General features: G+C 67.4%; 15 protein-coding genes. 9 read left to right on the plus strand and 6 right to left on the minus strand.

The annotated features are described in order from the left end of the window. Nucleotide 1 precedes the first annotated feature (1 nt). From gspD to ACPP3B_RS03095, 7 genes are all read left to right on the plus strand, one after another. A complete protein-coding gene (gspD, locus tag ACPP3B_RS03065; protein WP_424860132.1) occupies nt 2–2122 on the plus strand; it encodes a type II secretion system secretin GspD in 2121 nt (706 codons plus the stop codon). Next, nucleotides 2119–3534, plus strand: coding sequence for a GspE/PulE family protein (locus ACPP3B_RS03070; RefSeq protein WP_424859679.1), 1416 nt, complete (start codon nt 2119–2121; stop codon nt 3532–3534). The genes gspD and ACPP3B_RS03070 overlap by 4 nt, the downstream gene beginning before the upstream one ends. 39 nt (nt 3535–3573) lie before the next feature. Further along, on the plus strand, nt 3574–4782 hold the full coding sequence (gspF, locus tag ACPP3B_RS03075; RefSeq protein ID WP_424859680.1) for a type II secretion system inner membrane protein GspF: 1209 nt from the start codon (nt 3574–3576) through the stop codon (nt 4780–4782). Between the two features lie 23 nt (nt 4783–4805). Continuing rightward, nucleotides 4806–5417, plus strand: coding sequence for a 1,6-anhydro-N-acetylmuramyl-L-alanine amidase AmpD (gene ampD / locus ACPP3B_RS03080; protein WP_424860133.1), 612 nt, complete (start codon nt 4806–4808; stop codon nt 5415–5417). Between the two features lie 182 nt (nt 5418–5599). Further along, nucleotides 5600–8506, plus strand: coding sequence for a ribonucleoside-diphosphate reductase subunit alpha (locus ACPP3B_RS03085; protein ID WP_424859681.1), 2907 nt, complete (start codon nt 5600–5602; stop codon nt 8504–8506). Between the two features lie 155 nt (nt 8507–8661). Beyond that, the gene (locus ACPP3B_RS03090; RefSeq protein ID WP_424859682.1) at nt 8662–9915 is read left to right on the plus strand and encodes a ribonucleotide-diphosphate reductase subunit beta; all 1254 of its coding nucleotides are present in this window, start codon (nt 8662–8664) and stop codon (nt 9913–9915) included. A 73-nt stretch (nt 9916–9988) separates the two neighbouring features. Next, on the plus strand, nt 9989–10744 hold the full coding sequence (locus tag ACPP3B_RS03095; protein ID WP_424859683.1) for a histone H1: 756 nt from the start codon (nt 9989–9991) through the stop codon (nt 10742–10744). Nucleotides 10745–10800: 56 nt separating this feature from the next. Here the strand turns inward: ACPP3B_RS03095 and ACPP3B_RS03100 are convergent, their stop codons facing one another. The 6 genes from ACPP3B_RS03100 to accB are packed head-to-tail and all read right to left on the minus strand — an operon-like array spanning nt 10801 to nt 15368. After that, nucleotides 10801–11688, minus strand: coding sequence for a carbohydrate kinase family protein (locus tag ACPP3B_RS03100; RefSeq protein WP_299019219.1), 888 nt, complete (start codon nt 11686–11688; stop codon nt 10801–10803). A gap of 30 nt (nt 11689–11718) precedes the next feature. Then, nucleotides 11719–12258, minus strand: a complete 540-nt coding sequence (locus ACPP3B_RS03105) for a DUF3426 domain-containing protein (RefSeq protein ID WP_424859684.1) — start codon at nt 12256–12258, stop codon at nt 11719–11721. Nucleotides 12259–12307: 49 nt separating this feature from the next. Beyond that, nucleotides 12308–12601 (minus strand): zinc-ribbon domain-containing protein, encoded by a 294-nt coding sequence (locus ACPP3B_RS03110; protein WP_424859685.1) that lies wholly within the window; start codon nt 12599–12601, stop codon nt 12308–12310. Nucleotides 12602–12609: 8 nt separating this feature from the next. Beyond that, the gene (prmA, locus tag ACPP3B_RS03115; protein WP_424859686.1) at nt 12610–13548 is read right to left on the minus strand and encodes a 50S ribosomal protein L11 methyltransferase; all 939 of its coding nucleotides are present in this window, start codon (nt 13546–13548) and stop codon (nt 12610–12612) included. Then, nucleotides 13535–14887 (minus strand): acetyl-CoA carboxylase biotin carboxylase subunit, encoded by a 1353-nt coding sequence (gene accC / locus ACPP3B_RS03120; protein WP_299019212.1) that lies wholly within the window; start codon nt 14885–14887, stop codon nt 13535–13537. The genes prmA and accC overlap by 14 nt, the downstream gene beginning before the upstream one ends. A 10-nt stretch (nt 14888–14897) precedes the next feature. After that, nucleotides 14898–15368, minus strand: coding sequence for an acetyl-CoA carboxylase biotin carboxyl carrier protein (gene accB / locus ACPP3B_RS03125; protein WP_299019210.1), 471 nt, complete (start codon nt 15366–15368; stop codon nt 14898–14900). A gap of 109 nt (nt 15369–15477) precedes the next feature. On the opposite strand from accB, the gene pilB reads away from it, so the two are divergent. Both pilB and ACPP3B_RS03135 read left to right on the plus strand, forming a co-directional pair. Beyond that, nucleotides 15478–17205 (plus strand): type IV-A pilus assembly ATPase PilB, encoded by a 1728-nt coding sequence (gene pilB / locus ACPP3B_RS03130; protein WP_299019208.1) that lies wholly within the window; start codon nt 15478–15480, stop codon nt 17203–17205. A 51-nt stretch (nt 17206–17256) separates the two neighbouring features. Further along, entirely contained in the window at nt 17257–18471 is a 1215-nt protein-coding gene (locus tag ACPP3B_RS03135; RefSeq protein ID WP_424859687.1) for a type II secretion system F family protein, read from the plus strand.

Raw genomic sequence — 18471 nt, forward strand, 5'->3', positions numbered from 1 at the left:
GATGCCCCACCGCTTCCGCTCCCATTTGCACCGCAGCGCCGTCCTGGCCTGGGCGCTGTGCGCCGCCATCGCCAGCGCACAGACACCGCCCCCGGCCGTGCGCCCCGGCCAGCCCATCACCCTGAACTTCACCGATGCCGAGATCGAGGCCGTCGCGCGCGCCATCGGCCTGCTCAGCGGACGCCACATCGTCGTCGACCCACGGGTGAAGGGGACGCTGACGCTCGTCACCGAAGCGCCCGTCAGTCCGCAGGCGGCGTTGGCGCAGTTCGGCGCCGAGCTGCGCCTGCGCGGCTACGCGCTGGTGGAGTCGCAAGGCATCGTCAAGATCGTGCCCGAGGCCGAAGCCAAGCTGCTGGGCGGCCCGGTGCTGACCGACGCGCAAACCCCGCGTGACGGACAATTAGTCACGCAGATCTTTCGGCTGCAGCATGAGAACGCCAACCAGCTGCTGCCGGTGCTGCGCCCGCTCATCAGCCCCAACAACCTGATCACGGTCAACCCGGGCAGCAACGCCCTCGTCATCACCGATTACGCGGATAACCTGCGCCGACTCGCGCGCATCATCGCGGCGCTGGACGTTGCCGGTGGCACGGAACTGGAGGTCGTCCCCTTGCAACACGCACTGGCCAGCGACGTGGTGCCCCTGGTGCTGCGGCTGCTCGATGGCGAGGACGTGGCGGCCCGGTCGGCACCGGGCGCTGCCCCTGCCGCGACGGGGAGCGGCCCGCGCGTGACTCTGCTGGCCGAGCCGCGCAGCAACGCGGTGCTGGTGCGCGCGGCCAACCCGGCGCGGCTGGCGCTGGTGCGCTCGCTGATCGAAAAGCTCGACCGGCCGGGCGCAGGCACCGCCGCCACCAACGTGCGCGTGGTGTACCTGCGCAACGCCGACGCGGTGCGCCTCGCCGCCACGCTGCGCGCCGCCCTGGCGGCCGACGCCGCGCTGCAAAGCCCCGGCAGCGCGGCGACCCCACCCGCGGCGGTGGCCACCAACCCCGGCGGTGGCCGCACGGCCAACACCAACCCCGCGCCCACCGCCGCGGCCGCTGGCGCCGCGGGGTCGAGCCCCAGCGACGCCGTCAGCACGGGCGGTCTGGTGCAGGCAGATCCGGCCAGCAACGCCCTCATCATCACCGCGCCTGAGCCGCTGTATCGGCAGCTGCGCCAAGTGATCGACCAGCTCGACGTGCGGCGCGCCCAGGTGTATGTCGAAAGCCTCATCGCCGAGGTCAGCGCCGAGAAGGCCTCCGAAATCGGCATCCAGTGGCAGGGTCCGATCGGGCGCGCGGGCGACGGCACCATCGGCCTGCTGGGCACCAACTTCGGCAGCGGTGGCGCCAACATCATCAATCTCGCCACCCAAAATGGCGGCCAAGGTCAGCTGCCCGCGCCCGGCCTCAACATCGGCATCGCGCAGCGCATCGGCGGCGTCTACGTGCTCAGCGCCCTGGCACGGTTTTTGGAAACCAATGGCGATGCCAACATCCTGTCCACGCCCAATCTGCTCACGCTCGACAACGAGGAAGCCAAGATCGTCGTCGGCCAAAATGTCCCCTTCGTCACCGGCCAGTACACCGCCAACAACTCCAACCAGGGCGCGGTCAACCCGTTCCAGACCATCGAGCGCAAGGACGTCGGGCTGACGCTGCGCGTCAAGCCCCAGATCAACGAGCAGGGCACCGTCAAACTGCAGATCTTTCAGGAGGTCAGCAGCGTCGACCCCAAATCGCTCGGCTCGACCACGGGCCTCATCACCAACAAGCGCTCGATCGAATCGACCGTGCTGGTCGAAGATGGCGGCATCGTCGTGTTGGGTGGTCTGTTGCAAGACGAGTACGGCGGCAACCAGGACAAGGTGCCCGGGCTGGGCGACGTGCCCGTGCTGGGCAACCTGTTTCGCAGCGAAAAGCGCAGCCGCAAAAAAACCAATCTCATGGTCTTTTTGCGCCCGGTGGTGGTGCGCGACGCGCGCCAGAGCGAGAACCTGGCACTGGATCGCTACGAATGGATGCGCGGTTTGCAGCAAGACGCGCAGCCCGCGCCCAGCCGCGCCCATGCGGTCGACAGCGCCCCGGTGCTACCACCCGCGGCGGTCACCCCGCCTTCCTCACCCACGCGATGAGCGCCGCCTACCCCTTGCCCTACACCTACGCGCGCCAGCACGGCGTGCTGCTTCATATCGACCGCGGCGAATCGTGGCTTTACGTGCGCCACGCCTCGGATGACGAGCGCGTGGCGCGCTGGAGCGCGATCGGCGAGGTCCGACGCCGCCACGGACCCTGTCGTCTGCAGTGGGAGGAGGCTGACGCGTTCGAACGCCGCCTTCAAACCGCTTACGCCGACGGCAGCGGGGACAGCGCTGCGGCCATCGTCAGCGAGGTCCAAAGCGACGCCGATCTCTCGCGTCTGATGCAGGAGCTGCCACGGATCGAGGACCTGCTGGAATCGGCCGACGATGCCCCCATTATCCGCATGCTCAACGCGCTGCTGGCGCAGGCGGTGCGCGAGCGCGCCAGCGACATCCACATCGAACCCTACGAGCGCCACTCCAGCGTGCGCTTTCGCATCGACGGCGTGCTGCGCGAGGTGGTACAGCCCAACCGCGCCTTGCATGCCGCGCTGATTTCGCGCCTGAAAATCATGGCCGAGCTCGACATCGCCGAAAAACGCCTGCCGCAAGACGGCCGTATCGGCCTGCGCCTGGGTGGGCGCGCAGTGGACGTGCGAGTCTCCACGCTGCCCAGTGCGCACGGCGAGCGCGCCGTGCTGCGGCTGCTCGACAAATCCGACGGCGTACTCAGCCTCGAAGCCGTGGGCATGCAGGGCGAGACGTTACAGCGATTCGAGCGACTCATCCAGCAGCCGCATGGCATCGTGCTCGTGACGGGTCCTACTGGCTCGGGCAAAACCACCACGCTGTACGCGGCGCTGTCGCGCCTGGACGCACAGCACCTCAACATCATGACGGTCGAAGACCCGATCGAGTACGAGCTACCCGGCATCGGCCAGACACAGGTCAACCCCAAAATCGACCTCACGTTTGCCGCTGCGCTGCGCGCCATCCTGCGCCAGGACCCCGATGTCATCATGATCGGCGAAATCCGCGACAGCGAGACGGCGCAGATCGCCATCCAGGCGTCGCTGACGGGTCACCTGGTACTGGCCACGCTGCACACGAACGACGCACCCAGCGCCGTCACGCGGCTGGTGGACATGGGCGTGGAGCCGTTTTTGCTGTCGAGCTCGCTGCTGGGGGTGCTGGCGCAGCGCTTGGTGCGCCGCCTGTGTGCACATTGCCGCGGTGCTGGGTGCGAGGCGTGCAACCGCAGCGGTTATGCTGGGCGCACCGGTATTTTCGAGCTGCTGGTGGTGGACGATGCGCTGCGCGCCCGCATCCACGAACGCGCGCCGGAAGCCGCACTGCGCGAACACGCGCTGGCACACGGCATGGTACCGCTGCGACAGGCTGGCGACGCCTTGGTGGCGCAGGGCGTGACCAGTGCCGAAGAGGTTTGGCGCGCCACGCGCGACTAAGGTCAACGCCATCGACGCCGCCTGCCGGGACTGCACACCATGCCCCGCTTTCGCTACGAAGCCTTCGACCAGCGAGGACGCCGCCAGCGCGGACACCTCGACGCCGACTCGCCGCGTGCCGCCCGTGCGGCGCTGCGCGCACGCGGTCTGGCACCTGTTCTGGTCGGCGAAACGGGCCCCGAGTCGGCCGGGCCCACTGGCTGGCGACGTGCCCCGCTGTCACGCAGTCGGCGTGCCACGTGGACGCGCCAACTCGCAGCCCTGGTCGCAGGCGGGTTGCCACTGGAGCGCGCGCTGGCCAGCCTCGCCGACGAAGCCGACACCCCGGCGGAGCGCGAACTGGTCGCGCACCTGCGCGCCGAGGTCAGCGCCGGCAGCCCCCTGGCGACGGCCATGGCCGCCCACCCGCGCGTGTTTGATGAGCCCTACCGGGCCGTGGTTGCGGCAGGCGAGACCAGCGGCCGACTCGGGACAGTTTTGGAGCGCCTCGCCGACGAGCTGGAGGCCGGACAGGCCTTGCGCCAACGCGTGCTGTCGGCCATCCTGTACCCGGCGATCGTGACCGTCTTCGCGTTGGCCATCGTCGTCTTTCTGATGACCTATGTCGTGCCACAGGTGGCCCAGGCGTTCAGCAGCGGGCGCCGGGCACTGCCGACGCTGACGGTCGTCATGCTGCACGCGAGCCACGCGCTGCGCGAGTGGGGCTGGTTGGTGCCCCTGCTGGGCATGGCCGCGGCCGCTGGCCTGTGGTGGGCGCGCCAGCGCCCACCACTGCGCGAGCGCCTGGACCGCGCCTGGCTCAGACTGCCCGTGGTGGGGCGCCTGAGCCGCCAGTACGATGTGGCGCGCTTTGCGGCCTTGCTGGCGCTGCTGACGGGGGCGGGCGTGCCGCTGCTGCGCGCGCTGCAAACGGCCAGCGATACCCTGCGCAACCACGCCCTGCGCGCCGACGCACGCCAGGTGCTGACCCTGGTGCGCGAGGGGGCCCCACTGGCTGCCGCACTGGCCACCCGCCCCACGTTCGCCGGGCCGTTGATCACCTTTGCCCGTTTGGGTGAGCAAACCGGCCAACTCAGTGACCTGCTGCGGCGCGCGGCCACCCAAATCAGCAGCGAGGTGCAACGGCGCACGCTGCGCTTGGCGACGTTGCTGGAGCCCGCCCTCATCATCGCCATGGGCGCGATCGTGCTGCTCATTGTGCTGTCGGTGATGCTGCCCATCATCCAGCTCAACCAACTGGTGCGTTGACCCGCCCTAACGATCCCATGGCCATGCTCACTGCCGCCGACCACCCCGCCCCCACCGAGGGCACGTGGCTGGCCCAGGCACGCTGGGTGCCGTCGCCGCACCACGGCCCGCGCCCGCCCGGCGCGTCGCTCGATTTGATCGTCGTGCACTCGATCAGCCTGCCGCCCGGCGAATACGGCGGCGCCGCGATCGAGCAGCTCTTCACCGGCACGCTTGACTGGGACGCCCACCCCTACTTTCAGCGCATCCGCGGGCTGGAGGTGTCCAGCCACTTCCTGATCCGGCGCGACGGCGAGCTCGTGCAATTCGTCGCCTGCGAGCGCCGCGCTTGGCATGCCGGCGTCTCGCAATGGCACGGGCGGGCCAACTGCAACGATTTTTCCATTGGTGTGGAGCTGGAGGGGTTGGAAGGCGACACCTTCGAACCCGCACAGTACGACGCACTGGCCGAGCTGTGCCAAACCTTGCGCGCGCGCTGGCCCACCTTGTGCGCGGTGGCGGGCCACGAACACATCGCCCCGGGCCGCAAGCGTGACCCGGGCCCCGGCTTCGACTGGGCACGCTTGATCGCGCTGACCGGCTGGCCCACGCACGCCTTTGCCAGCACCGCAGGCGCGGCCCCCATGCCGCGCTAGTCGTCCCCTCCGGGGCAACCCGAGGATATCGGCGGGGCGTCGAGATTGAAAAATTTTCGCGCCTGACTTCTTGTCCCGCCCGCCATGCCCGCTACACTAGCGGTAGTGTTTTTTCTCAACGACGGACACTAGATCTAGTGTTTCGCCGTCGGCCCTGTGGACATCACCCTCAGCGAGGCTCCATGCAGACCACCCTCTCCACCCCCCCGTCCGGCGCCAGCGTCGCCGCCGTGCCCGAGGCCGCCCGCCCCCTCCCCGCCGGCACGTTGCCGCACTACCAGATCATTCGGCGCAACGGCGCCGTGGTGCCGTTCGAGCCCAGCAAAATCGCCGTCGCGATGATGAAGGCCTTCTTGGCCGTGCACGGCCCGCAGGGCGCCGCGTCGGCCAGCGTGCGTGAGACGGTCGATCAACTCACGCAGGCGGTCGTGCGCGCTCTCATGCGCTCGCGCCCTGGCGGTGGCACGTTCCATATCGAAGACGTGCAAGACCAGGTCGAGCTGGGCTTGATGCGCGGCGGCCACCACGAGGTCGCGCGCGCCTACGTGCTGTACCGCGAGCGCCGTGCCCAGGAGCGTGCCGCGCGTGGTGAAGCGCCGGCCGCGCCGGTGCAGCCCACCATCCACGTGCTCGACGGCGGCGAGCGCCTCCCGCTGGACCTGGATCGGCTCAAGGCGCTGATCCACTCCGCCGTCGAAGGCCTGGGGCCCGACGTGCAGGCCGAACCCATCGTCGCCGAAACGCTGCGCAACCTCTACGATGGCGTGCCGCTGGACGAGGTGCACAAAGCCGCCATCCTGGCCGCGCGCACCAAGATCGAGACCGACCCCGACTACACCTACGTCACCGCGCGGCTGCTGCTGCACACCATTTACAAAGAGGTGTTGGGCGAAGAAACCACGCACGCGCAGATGCGCGAGCGCTATGCCGAGTACTTCCCGGCCTTCATCAAAAAGGGGGTGGAGGCCGAGCTGCTCAACCCCGAGCTGCAGACCTTCGACCTCGCGCGCCTGGGCGCGGCGCTCAAACCCGAGCGCGACCTGCAGTTCGACTACCTGGGGCTGCAGACCCTGTACGACCGCTACTTCCTGCATGTGCGCAAGCAGCGCATCGAGCTGCCGCAGGCCTTCTTCATGCGCGTGGCCATGGGCCTGGCGCTCAACGAGATCGACCGCGAGGCGCGCGCCATCGAGTTCTACGAGGTGCTCTCCAGCTTCGACTTCATGAGCAGCACACCCACGCTGTTCAACTCCGGCACGCTGCGCTCGCAACTGTCGAGCTGCTACCTCACCACGGTGCCCGACGACCTCGAAGGCATCTACGACGCCATCAAGGAAAACGCGCTGCTGTCCAAATTCGCCGGCGGCCTGGGCAACGACTGGACGCGCGTGCGCGCGCTGGGCAGCCACATCAAGGGCACCAACGGCGAAAGCCAGGGCGTGGTGCCGTTCCTGAAGGTCGTCAACGACACGGCGGTGGCCGTCAACCAGGGCGGCAAACGCAAAGGCGCCGTGTGCTGCTACCTGGAAACGTGGCACCTGGACATCGAAGAATTCCTGGAGCTGCGCAAAAATACCGGCGACGACCGGCGCCGCACACACGACATGAACACGGCGAACTGGATTCCAGACCTGTTCATGAAGCGCGTGATGGAAAACGGCATGTGGACGCTGTTTTCGCCTTCCAGCGTGCCCGATCTGCACGACAAGGTCGGGCGCGCGTTCGAAGAAGCCTATCTCGCCTACGAAGAAAAAGCCGCGCGTGGCGAAATCCAACCCAGCAAGCAGGTGCGCGCCGTCGACCTGTGGCGCAAGATGCTGACCATGTTGTTCGAGACCGGGCACCCCTGGATCACGTTCAAGGACCCCTGCAACATCCGCAGCCCACAACAGCACGTCGGCGTGGTGCATTCGTCCAACCTGTGCACCGAAATCACCCTCAACACCAGCGACACCGAAACCGCGGTGTGCAACCTGGGCTCGATCAACCTGGCTCAGCACCTCAAAGACGGCCCCGCGGGCAAAGAACTCGACCACGACAAGCTGCAGCGCACCATCACGGTGGCCATGCGCATGCTCGACAACGTGATCGACATCAACTACTACGCCGTCAAGAAAGCGCGCGACTCCAACCTGCGCCATCGACCGGTGGGCCTGGGTATCATGGGCTTTCAAGACGCGCTCTACGAGCTGCGCATCCCCTATGCGTCACCGCAGGCGATCGAATTCGCCGACCGGTCGATGGAGGCGGTGTGCTACTACGCCTATTGGGCCAGCAGCGACTTGGCGGTGGAGCGCGGTCGGTACTCGACCTACAAAGGCTCGCTGTGGGAGCGCGGCATCCTGCCGCCCGACAGCTTGGACCTGCTGGCGCAAGAGCGCGGCGGCTATTTGGAGGTGGACCGCTCGCGCACGCTGGACTGGGACGCGCTGCGTGCCAAGATCGCGCGCGACGGCATGCGCAACTCCAACTGCATCGCCATCGCCCCCACGGCCACGATTTCCAACATCGTTGGCGTCGACGCCTCGATCGAACCGTGCTTTGGCAACCTGTCGGTCAAGTCCAACCTGTCGGGCGAATTCACCGTCATCAACCACTACCTGGTGCGTGACCTCAAGCGCCTGGGCCTGTGGGACGAGGTCATGATCATGGACCTCAAGCACTTCGACGGCTCGCTGTGGCCCATCGATCGCGTGCCGCGCGAGCTCAAGGAGCTGTACCGCACCGCGTTCGAAATCGAACCGGTGTGGCTGGTGGAAGCGGCCGCGCGGCGCCAGAAATGGATCGACCAGGCGCAAAGCCTCAACATCTACATGGCTGGCGCCTCGGGCAAAAAGCTCGACGAAACCTACAAACTCGCGTGGATTCGCGGGCTCAAGACCACCTACTACCTGCGCACCACCGGCGCCACCCACGCCGAAAAGTCCACCGTGCGCAGCGGCGCGCTCAACGCGGTGCCGACGGCGGGTGGCACGTCGGCGCTCGCCGCGGCCACCGTGCCGCCTGCCATGACGCCCAGGGTGACAGAGCCCGCGACCGACATCAAATTCTGCGCCATCGACGACCCGGGCTGCGAAGCCTGCCAATGACGAGAGCCAGCGCCCACGACACCCGTGCGGATGACCCGATTGATGCCCCGGCGCCACAGTCCGGGGCATCAAGCCCCCGCAAAAGTCGCAACGCCCCGTCAAACCCTTGTCATTTCGACGAGATTTTTCAATAATTCACCGAATCGGACACCACCATGTTGACTTGGGAAGACCACACCCCCACCGCTGCCCCCCAACCGGCACGTCCAGCGCCCGATGCCGCTCCAACGCACCGGCCGTCGGTGGCGGCCCAGCCCGTGTTTGGTGCACGCCCTGCGCAGACCGTCGCGGGTTTCGACTATGTGTCGCCGGTCAGCGCCACGATCGGCGCGCATCCTCCTGCCGCGGCCACTGCCGTTTCGCCAGCGTCGGCGCAGCCGGGCACCCAATACCGCCGCGTCAACGTCGCCGACAAGCGCATCATCAACGGCCAGACGGACGTCAACCAGCTCGTTCCGTTCAAGTACAAATGGGCGTGGGAGAAATACCTCGCCACCTGCGCCAACCACTGGATGCCGCAGGAAATCAACATGTCGCGCGACATCGCGCTGTGGAAAGACCCCAACGGCCTGACCGAGGACGAGCGCCGCATCGTCAAGCGCAACCTGGGCTTCTTCGTCACCGCCGACTCGCTGGCCGCCAACAACATCACCCTGGGCACCTACCGCCACATCACGGCGCCGGAGTGCCGCCAGTTCCTGCTGCGCCAGGCCTTTGAGGAAGCCATCCACACCCACGCCTACCAGTACATCGTCGAGTCGCTGGGGCTGGACGAAGGCGAGATCTTCAACGCCTACCACGAGATCCCATCGATCCGCGACAAGGACGAGTTCCTGATCCCCTTCATCGACGCGATCATGGACCCGGCCTTCAAGACCGGCACGCCCGAGGCGGACCAGACGCTGCTGAAGTCGCTGATCGTCTTCGCCTGCCTGATGGAGGGGCTGTTCTTCTACGTCGGCTTCACGCAGATCCTGGCGCTGGGGCGGCAGAACAAAATGACCGGTGCGGCCGAGCAATACCAGTACATCCTGCGCGACGAATCGATGCACTGCAACTTCGGCATCGACATGATCAACCAGCTCAAGCTGGAAAACCCGCACCTGTGGACGCCCGCCTTCAAGGCCGAGATCAAAGAGCTGTTCCTCAAGGCGGTGGATCTGGAGTACCGCTACGCCGAGGACACCATGCCGCGCGGCGTGCTGGGGCTCAACGCCAGCATGTTCAAGGGCTATCTGCGCTACATCGCCAACCGGCGCGCCACCCAGATCGGCCTGGAGCCGCTCTTCCCCAACGAGGAAAACCCCTTCCCCTGGATGAGCGAGATGATCGACCTGAAGAAGGAGCGCAATTTCTTCGAGACGCGCGTGATCGAGTACCAGTCCGGCGGCGCCCTGTCCTGGGACTGATCCCCCGCCAACGCCTGGGTCGCGCGGCCGTCACCGTTTTCCCCACCCGCCAACCTCAAGCAGGAGACCCCCCATGGCAACCGCGAAGAAGGCCGCCGCCGCGGCCACCGAGTCCGCGAAGAAAAAGACGGCCGCCGCTGCGCCGACAACCCAGAAGGTGACGGCCAAGAAAGCGCCCGCCACGGCTGCGGCGGGCGCCGAACCCGCGCCCTCCAAAGCGGCCACCAAGGCGTCATCCAAAGCCACACCCAAGGCGACGAGCAAGACCGCAGCCCCCACGGCAGCCAGCGCTTCCGCGCCGGCCAAGAAAGCCGCGCCCAAGAAAAAGGCCGCCGCGGTGACCGCCGAACCCGCGGCGACCGCCCAGAAGCCCACGACCAAGAAACCTGCGGCTAAAACGAGCGCAGCCGCCAGCGCGAGCGGCAAGACGACCGCAGCGAAGTCGACGTCCACCGCGGCCAGCGCCCCGGCGAAAAAGGCGGCCGAAAAAACGACCGAAAAGACGGCGGTGAAAGCACCGGCAAAAAAGACATCGAGCGCGAAGACGGCCACCCCGAGCGCCACACCGGCCGTCAAGGCCGAGAAAGTGGTCAAAGCCTCGAAGGCGACGGCCTCGAAGGACGAGGCGCCGAAGGCGAAAAAAACCGCCAAGGCAGGCAAAACGGACAAAGCCGCCAAAGGCGAATCCGCTGGCGACAAGGCTCCTACCCAAGCGTCTGGCGCCAAGGCCAAGTCCAAAGGCAAGGCCGAGGCCGCTGCCGCGCCCAGCGCCCAAACCAAGCTCAACCCCAAGGCGGCGTGGCCGTTCCCGACCGGTCCACGGCCCTGAGTGCGGGTGCCTTGCGCTTCCCTGCCGCGTGGCGGGGTGGCTTTGGCCCATCGGGCTCAAAGGCTGAAACGGTAGTTCTGCCCGCCTTGGGTGGCGATCTTGGCCGCGCCCATGCGGTTGCCCAGTCGCGCGGCCTGCTCGACACCCCAGCCGTGCGCCAGCCCGTACAGCAGGGCGGCCCGGAAGGCATCGCCGCAGCCGGTCGGATCGACGATGGCGCTGGCGCGCTCGCCGGCCACGCGCGTGCACTGGCCATCTTGCCAGACGTCGCAGCCGTGCTCCCCGAGCGTCACCACCAGCGCCCGCAACCGCTGTGACAGGGCAGCCAGCGACAGGCCCGTGCGATCGCACAGCAGTCGGGCCTCGTAGTCATTGAGCGCGGCCCAATCGGCCCACTCGACCAACTGTCGCAGTTCGGCGCCGTCGAACATCGGCAACCCCTGCCCGGGATCGAAGACGAACGGCACGCCCGCCGCGTGCAGCTGCTCGGCGTGCGTCCAGGTGGCCTGCTTGCCGTCGGGCGACAGGATGGCGATCGACACGCCGGCCGTCTCTGCGATCGGGTTGTGGTGCGCCAGCGCCATCGCTCCGGGATGAAACGCCGTGATCTGGTTGTTGTCCCGATCCGTCATGATCATCGCCTGGGCGGTGAAATGCTCGGGCGTGACCCGCAGCGCCGACACGTCCACCCCCATGGCCTGCAGGCGTGCCAGATAGGGCTGGCCGTCGGCACCCAGCGTGGCCACGGGCCGCACCGCCGCCCCCAGCTGCCGCAAGCCGTAAGCGATGTTGCCCGCGCAGCCGCCGTACTCGCGCCGCAACGCCGGCACCAAAAACGACACGTTCAGGATGTGCAGCTGGTCCGGCAGGATGTGGTCGGCAAAACGGCCTTCGAAGTCCATGATGGTGTCGAAGGCCAGGGAACCGCAAACGAGGATGGTCATGAAAAAGACTCGCGAGGAGACCCGAACGGGTCAGGGATAGAACAAGACTGCCCGGTAGCCCGCCATGCGGGCCGCCTTCGGGTGATCGAACGCCAACTCGAACTGCAGCGGCCACTCCTGCCCCGGTGCCAGCGTGGCCCGCGGCTGCGGCCATTCGGCCGGCAGCCACACCCGGCGCACCAAGACCCGATCCTGGGCATCGGTCAACGTCAGCTCCAGCGCCGGCGCGGCGATCTCGATGTCGGCATGGTTGCGCACCACCAGATGGAAGCTGTAGCGGTCGGGCGCGCGGCGCAGCAGCACCGACCCTTCGATGACCACGTCCTGTGGCCGCCGGGGCGGCGCGATCGTGCATCCGAGCACTTCGCAAAACACCTGCAGCCCGGGCCGCGATTCGGGGTAACGCGCCGCCAGCGTGTCCCGCCAGTGCCATACCGCTTGGCCCAAAAGCGATGCCGTCAACCCCAGCGCTGCAAGTATCAGCGTCGCCCGCACCCACGGCCGGCGCCAGAACGCCCGACGGCGCGCCTGCCGCACGAACGACCAGTCCGGCAACGACCCGTCTGACAAGGGCACGCTCGGCGGCGCGGCCTCGGGCAGGGATCCCGGTGGCGACTCGTCAGGGGGCTGCGACGGGCAATCTTCGGTCGGGGGGCGCGCCGTGTCGTGAGCGTCGGCGACATCGGGGGCCGCCACCTCGGGGGACGAGGAAGGCGGGGGGGGGTGGGGGATCTGGCGTCGCCGGGCGCGGCGCCTCGGTCGGCAGCGGCACGGAGGCCGGCTCCAGATCCAGCGTGGCATCGAATACGTGCTGGCACCGCCCGCAGCGCACCCAGCCATCGGCGATTTTGAGCTGATCCGCCACGACCTTGAAGGCCGTTCCACACGAGGGGCAGCGGGTAATGAAGCTCATGCCCCGGATTATGGCGGCGTTGCCCCCAGACGCTGTGCCGTCATCAGGATCCAACCCTCGTCCGCCTCCTGCACCTGCAACGCCAGCCACGGCGCGTAGGCCGCGCGCAGCTCCTCGGCCTGGCGCTCCAGGATGCCGGCCAACACCAGGTGCCCGCCCGGTGCGACGTGCGCACACAGCAGCGGCGCGAGCACCTTCAACGGCGTGGCCAGGATGTTGGCCAGCACCACGTCGTAGGTGCCTTGCGCCCGCTCGGGCAACCCGGCCGACAGCCGCACCCCATTGGCGGCAGCGTTGCGCTGGGTGGCTTCCACGGCCGCGGGGTCGATGTCGACCGCATCCACCGCCTGCGCGCCAAACCGCGCTGCCGCCATCGCCAAGATGCCCGAGCCGCAGCCATAGTCCAGCACGCGCCGTCCGCGCGGCGGATGCGCCGCGATCCAGCGCAGACACATGCGCGTGGTGGGGTGGGTGCCGGTGCCGAACGCCAGGCCCGGGTCCAGCCGCAGCACGGTGCGCGCTGCCGCTGGCGGCTCGTGCCAAGTGGGGACGATCCAGAAGTCGGGCGTGATGGCCACCGGCTCGAACTGCGACTGGGTCAGACACACCCAGTCGGTATCGGCCACCGGGCGCACGCCGACCACGGCCGCGTCGGCCATGAAGTCCTGCACCGCCAACAGCCCGGCCGCCTCGCGCGCCTGGGCTTCGGTGTCGAACAGCGCCACCACCTGCGAGCGCTGCCAACCCGCCGCCGGTGGCGGCAGACCCGGCTCGCCAAACAGCGCCCGCTCGGCGGGGGTGTGGGCGTCGGCATCTTCCACCGCCACGCTCAGCGCGTCGAGCGCCTCCAGCGCGTCGCAGACGGCTTCTACCTGGGCTTCGGGCACCTGCAGCACCAGCTCGTGCCAGCGCGCGGCGGGGGCGGGGGCGGCGTCAGCTGCGCTCACGTTGGGCCAACCAGCTTTCCAAGTAATGGATGTTGGTGCCGCCGGCCTCGAAGTTGGCGTCCACCATCAGCTCGCGGTGCAACGGCACATTGGTCTTGATGCCCTCGATGACCACCTCGGCCAGCGCCCCGCGCATGCGCGCCAGCGCCTGCTCGCGCGTGTCGCCGTGCACGATGATCTTGCCCACCATCGAGTCGTAGTGGGGCGGCACGGTGTAGCCGGTGTAGATGTGCGAATCGACCCGCACCCCCGGACCGCCCGGTGCGTGCCAGGCCGTGATGCGCCCGGGCGACGGGGTGAATTTGTACGGATCCTCGGCGTTGATGCGGCACTCAATGGCGTGGCCGCGCAGCTGGATCTGGCGCTGCGTGAACGGGAGCTTTTCCCCCGCGGCAATGAGGATTTGCTGGCGCACGATGTCGATGCCGGTGACCATTTCGGTCACCGGGTGCTCCACCTGCACGCGCGTGTTCATCTCGATGAAGTAGAACTCGCCGTTCTCGTACAGGAACTCGAACGTGCCCGCGCCGCGGTAGCCCATCTTCTTGCAGGCGGCCGCGCAGCGCTCGCCGATGCGCTCGACCAGGCGGCGCGGGATGCCGGGCGCAGGCGCTTCCTCGATCACCTTTTGGTGGCGGCGCTGCATCGAGCAGTCGCGCTCGAACAGGTACACCGCGTTGCGGTACTGGTCGGCCAGCACCTGGATTTCGATGTGCCGGGGGTTCTGGAGAAATTTCTCCATGTACACCTCCGGGTTGTTGAATGCGGCGCCCGCTTCGCTCTTGGTGGTCTGCACCGCGTGCAGCAGCGCGGCCTCGGTGTGCACCACCCGCATGCCGCGCCCCCCGCCGCCGCCCGCGGCCTTGATGATGACGGGGTAGCCGATGCTGCGCGCGATGCGCTTGATCTCGGCGGGGTCGTCGGGCAAGGCGCCGTCCGAGCCCGGCACGGTGGGCACGCCCGCCGCTTTCATCGCCTGCTTGGCCGAGACCTTGTCGCCCATGAGGCGGATCGACTCGGGCGTGGGGCCGATGAAAACGAAGCCGCTCTTTTCGACGCGCTCGGCAAAGTCGGCATTCTCGGACAGGAAACCGTAGCCCGGGTGGATGGCCTCGGCGTCGGTCACTTCGGCGGCCGAGATGATGGCCGGCATGCTCAGGTAACTCTGCGCCGACGGCGCCGGGCCGATGCAGACCGCCTCGTCGGCGAGCTTGACGTACTTGGCCTCGCGGTCGGCCTCGGAGTACACGACAACGGCCTTGATGCCCAACTCGCGGCAGGCGCGCTGGATGCGCAGCGCGATCTCGCCGCGGTTGGCGATCAGGATCTTCTTGAACATGCCCGCGCCCTCACTCGAGGACGAAGAGGGGCTGGCCGTACTCGACGGCTTGGCCGTTCTCGACCAGAATTTCCTTGATGACACCTGCACGATCGGCCTCGATTTCGTTGAGAATCTTCATGGCTTCGATGATGCACACCGGCTCGCCTTCCTTGACCGCCTGGCCCACTTCCACGAAGGGCTTGGCCCCCGGGCTGGGTGCACGATAGAAGGTTCCGACCATGGGCGATTTGATCACGTGTCCCTCGATCTGCGCCGGCGCGGCCGACGCCGCCGGCGGCACTGGCGAGGGCGCGGGCGCCGTGAGGGTGATGGGCGCGGCTGGCACGGCCTGGGCCGGGGCGGGGGCAGGCACCATCATGGGTGCTGCGGGAGCCGCCTTGACGATGCGGACCTTGCCTTCGGCTTCCGTGATCTCGAGTTCGGAGACGTTCGACTCCGAGACCAGGTCGATGAGCGTCTTGAGTTTGCGAAGATCCATGGTGACTCCGTATGATGCACCCAACATGCGTTGATCGTGCCGCGAACATCGCGGAAAGAGCGCGAAATATACACGAGCCCTTGTCCACCGTCGCCCACAGGAACCCCCGATGACCGATGACGACAGCGTCGCCACGATGGCCCTACCGGGGCTGGCGCGCGCCCTGATCGGCGCGGGCGTGCTCACGCAGCGCCAGGCCGAGACACTCTACGCCCAGGCCCAGGCGCGCCAGACCGGCTTCATCACCGAACTCATCGGCAGCCAGTCGGTGTCGCCGCGTGACTTGGCGCACGTGATGTCGGTGGCTTTTGCCGCGCCGCTGATCGACCTCGACGCCGTCGACCCGCAGCGCCTGCCCCACGGATTGCTCGACCCCAAAACCTGCCAGCAGTACCGCGTCGTGCCCCTGGGGCGGCGCGGTAACCGGCTGTCGGTGGCCACGGCGGATCCGTCGGACTTGCAGGCGGCAGAAAAAATCAAGTTCGAAACCCAGCTCAGCGTCGACTGGATCATCGCAGAGGTCAACAAGCTGGGCAAGCTGGTCGAATCCTTCACCGCGAGTGCCCAGCAGGTGATCGACCAGATCGTCGGCCAGACGTTCGACTTCGCGGCCGACGGTATCGAAATGACCTCGGACGAGCCCGCCGACAAGGTGTCGGCCGAGGTGGAGGACGCGCCCATCGTGCGGTTTTTGCAAAAAATGCTGCTCGACGCCTACACGATGCGTGCCTCGGACCTGCATTTCGAGCCCTACGAACACCAGTACCGCGTGCGTTTTCGCATCGACGGCGAGCTGCGCGAGGTCGCCTCTCCCCCGGTGGCGATCAAGGACAAGCTCGCGTCGCGCATCAAGGTCATCTCCAAGCTCGACATTGCCGAAAAGCGCGTGCCGCAGGACGGGCGCATGAAGCTCAAGGTCGGCCCCGACAAGGTGATCGACTTTCGCGTCAGCACCCTGCCCACGCTGTTCGGCGAGAAAGTGGTGATCCGCATCCTGGATCCGAGCAGCGCCCAGATGGGTATCGACGCGCTGGGCTACGAACCCGACGAAAAGGCCAAGCTGCTGGAAGCCATCAACCGGCCCTATGGCATGGTGCTCGTCACCGGCCCCACGGGGTCGGGCAAGACCGTCTCGCTCTACACCTGCCTGAATCTGCTCAATCAGCCCGGGGTCAACATCTCCACGGCCGAGGATCCGGCTGAGATCAACCTGCCGGGCGTCAACCAGGTCAACGTCAACGAAAAGGCGGGGCTGACCTTTGCCGCTGCGCTGCGGGCGTTTCTGCGTCAGGACCCCGACATCATCATGGTGGGCGAGATTCGTGACCTGGAAACCGCCGACATCGCGATCAAGGCGGCGCAGACCGGCCACCTGGTGTTATCCACGCTGCACACCAACGATGCGCCCTCCACCCTCACGCGCTTGCTCAACATGGGGGTGGCGCCGTTCAACATCGCCTCCAGCATCAACCTGATCACGGCGCAGCGCCTCGCGCGGCGGTTGTGCCCCAAGTGCAAAGTGCCGCACCATGACATTCCCGAGCGTGCGCTGCTGGACGCGGGCTTTCGGCCCGAGGACCTGGACGGCCAATGGCAACCGTACCGCCCCGTGGGCTGCCCGGCCTGCCACGAAGGCTACAAGGGCCGGGTCGGCATCTACCAGGTCATGCCCGTGACCGAAGCCATCCAGCAGCTGATCCTGCGCGGCGCCAGCGCGCTGGAGATTGCCGCCCAGGCACGCGCCGAAGGCGTGCGCACCCTGCGCGAAAGTGGGCTGCGCAAGGTTAAGATGGGCATCACGTCACTGGAGGAGGTTCTGGCGGTGACCAACGACTGACCGAATCATCGCCCGGCACGCCCCATCGTCCCGAACCGCAGCGGAGCACCCATGGCCACGACAGCCCCGACCATCAAAGAATACGTCTACGAGTGGGAAGGCAAGGACCGCAACGGCAAGACGGTCAAGGGCGAGCTGCGCGCGGCCGGCGAGGCCCAGGTGCAGGCGCAACTGCGGCGCCAGGGCATCCTGGTGCAAAAGGTCAAGAAGCGCCGGCTCGCCTCGGCCAAGCGCATCCGCCCCAAGGACATCGCCATCTTCACACGCCAGCTCGCCACCATGATGAAGGCGGGCGTGCCACTGTTGCAGGCCTTCGACATCGTCGGACGCGGCAACCCCAACCCGAGCGTGGCCCGACTGCTGTACGACATTCGCTCTGACGTCGAGACCGGCACCTCACTCAGCGCGGCGTTTCGCAAACACCCGGCGTACTTCAACTCGCTCTATTGCAACCTGGTCGAAGCGGGCGAGGCGGCCGGGATCCTGGAAGATATCCTGGACCGGCTGTCAACGTACCTGGAAAAGACCGAGGCGATCAAGAGCAAGGTCAAGTCCGCCCTGATGTACCCGACCGCGGTCATGGTGGTGGCCTTCATCGTCGTGTCGGTGATCATGATCTTCGTGGTACCGGCGTTCAAGGAGGTGTTCACCTCCTTCGGCGCCGATCTGCCGGCACCGACGCTGGCGGTAATCGCGATCAGCGAATTTTTCGTCGCGTACTGGTGGCTCATCTTCGGGGCACTGGGTGGCGGGTTGTACTTCTTCTTCCAGGCCTGGAAGCGCGACGAGCGGGTTCAGCGTTTCATGGACCGGCTGCTGTTGCGCGTGCCCATCTTCGGCCAGCTGATCGAAAAATCCGTCGTCGCGCGCTGGACGCGCACGCTGTCCACGATGTTCGCCGCCGGCGTGCCGCTGGTCGAGGCGCTCGATTCGGTGGGCGGCGCCGCCGGCAATTCGGTGTATGCCGATGCCACCGCCAAGATCCAGCAAGAGGTCGCCACCGGCACCTCGCTGACGCAGGCCATGACCAACGCTGGCATCTTCCCCTCAATGGTGCTGCAAATGTGCGCCATCGGCGAGGAGTCGGGCTCGCTGGACCACATGCTGGGCAAGGCGGCCGACTTTTACGAGCAGGAAGTCGATGACATGGTCGCTGGCCTGTCGAGCCTCATGGAGCCCGTCATCATCGTCATTCTGGGCACCATCATCGGCGGCATCGTGGTCGCGATGTACCTGCCGATCTTCAAGCTGGGCGCGGTGGTCTGA

The sequence above is a fragment of the Tepidimonas sp. HKU77 genome (assembly GCF_049728535.1).
Classification (GTDB): Bacteria; Pseudomonadota; Gammaproteobacteria; order Burkholderiales; family Burkholderiaceae_C; genus Tepidimonas.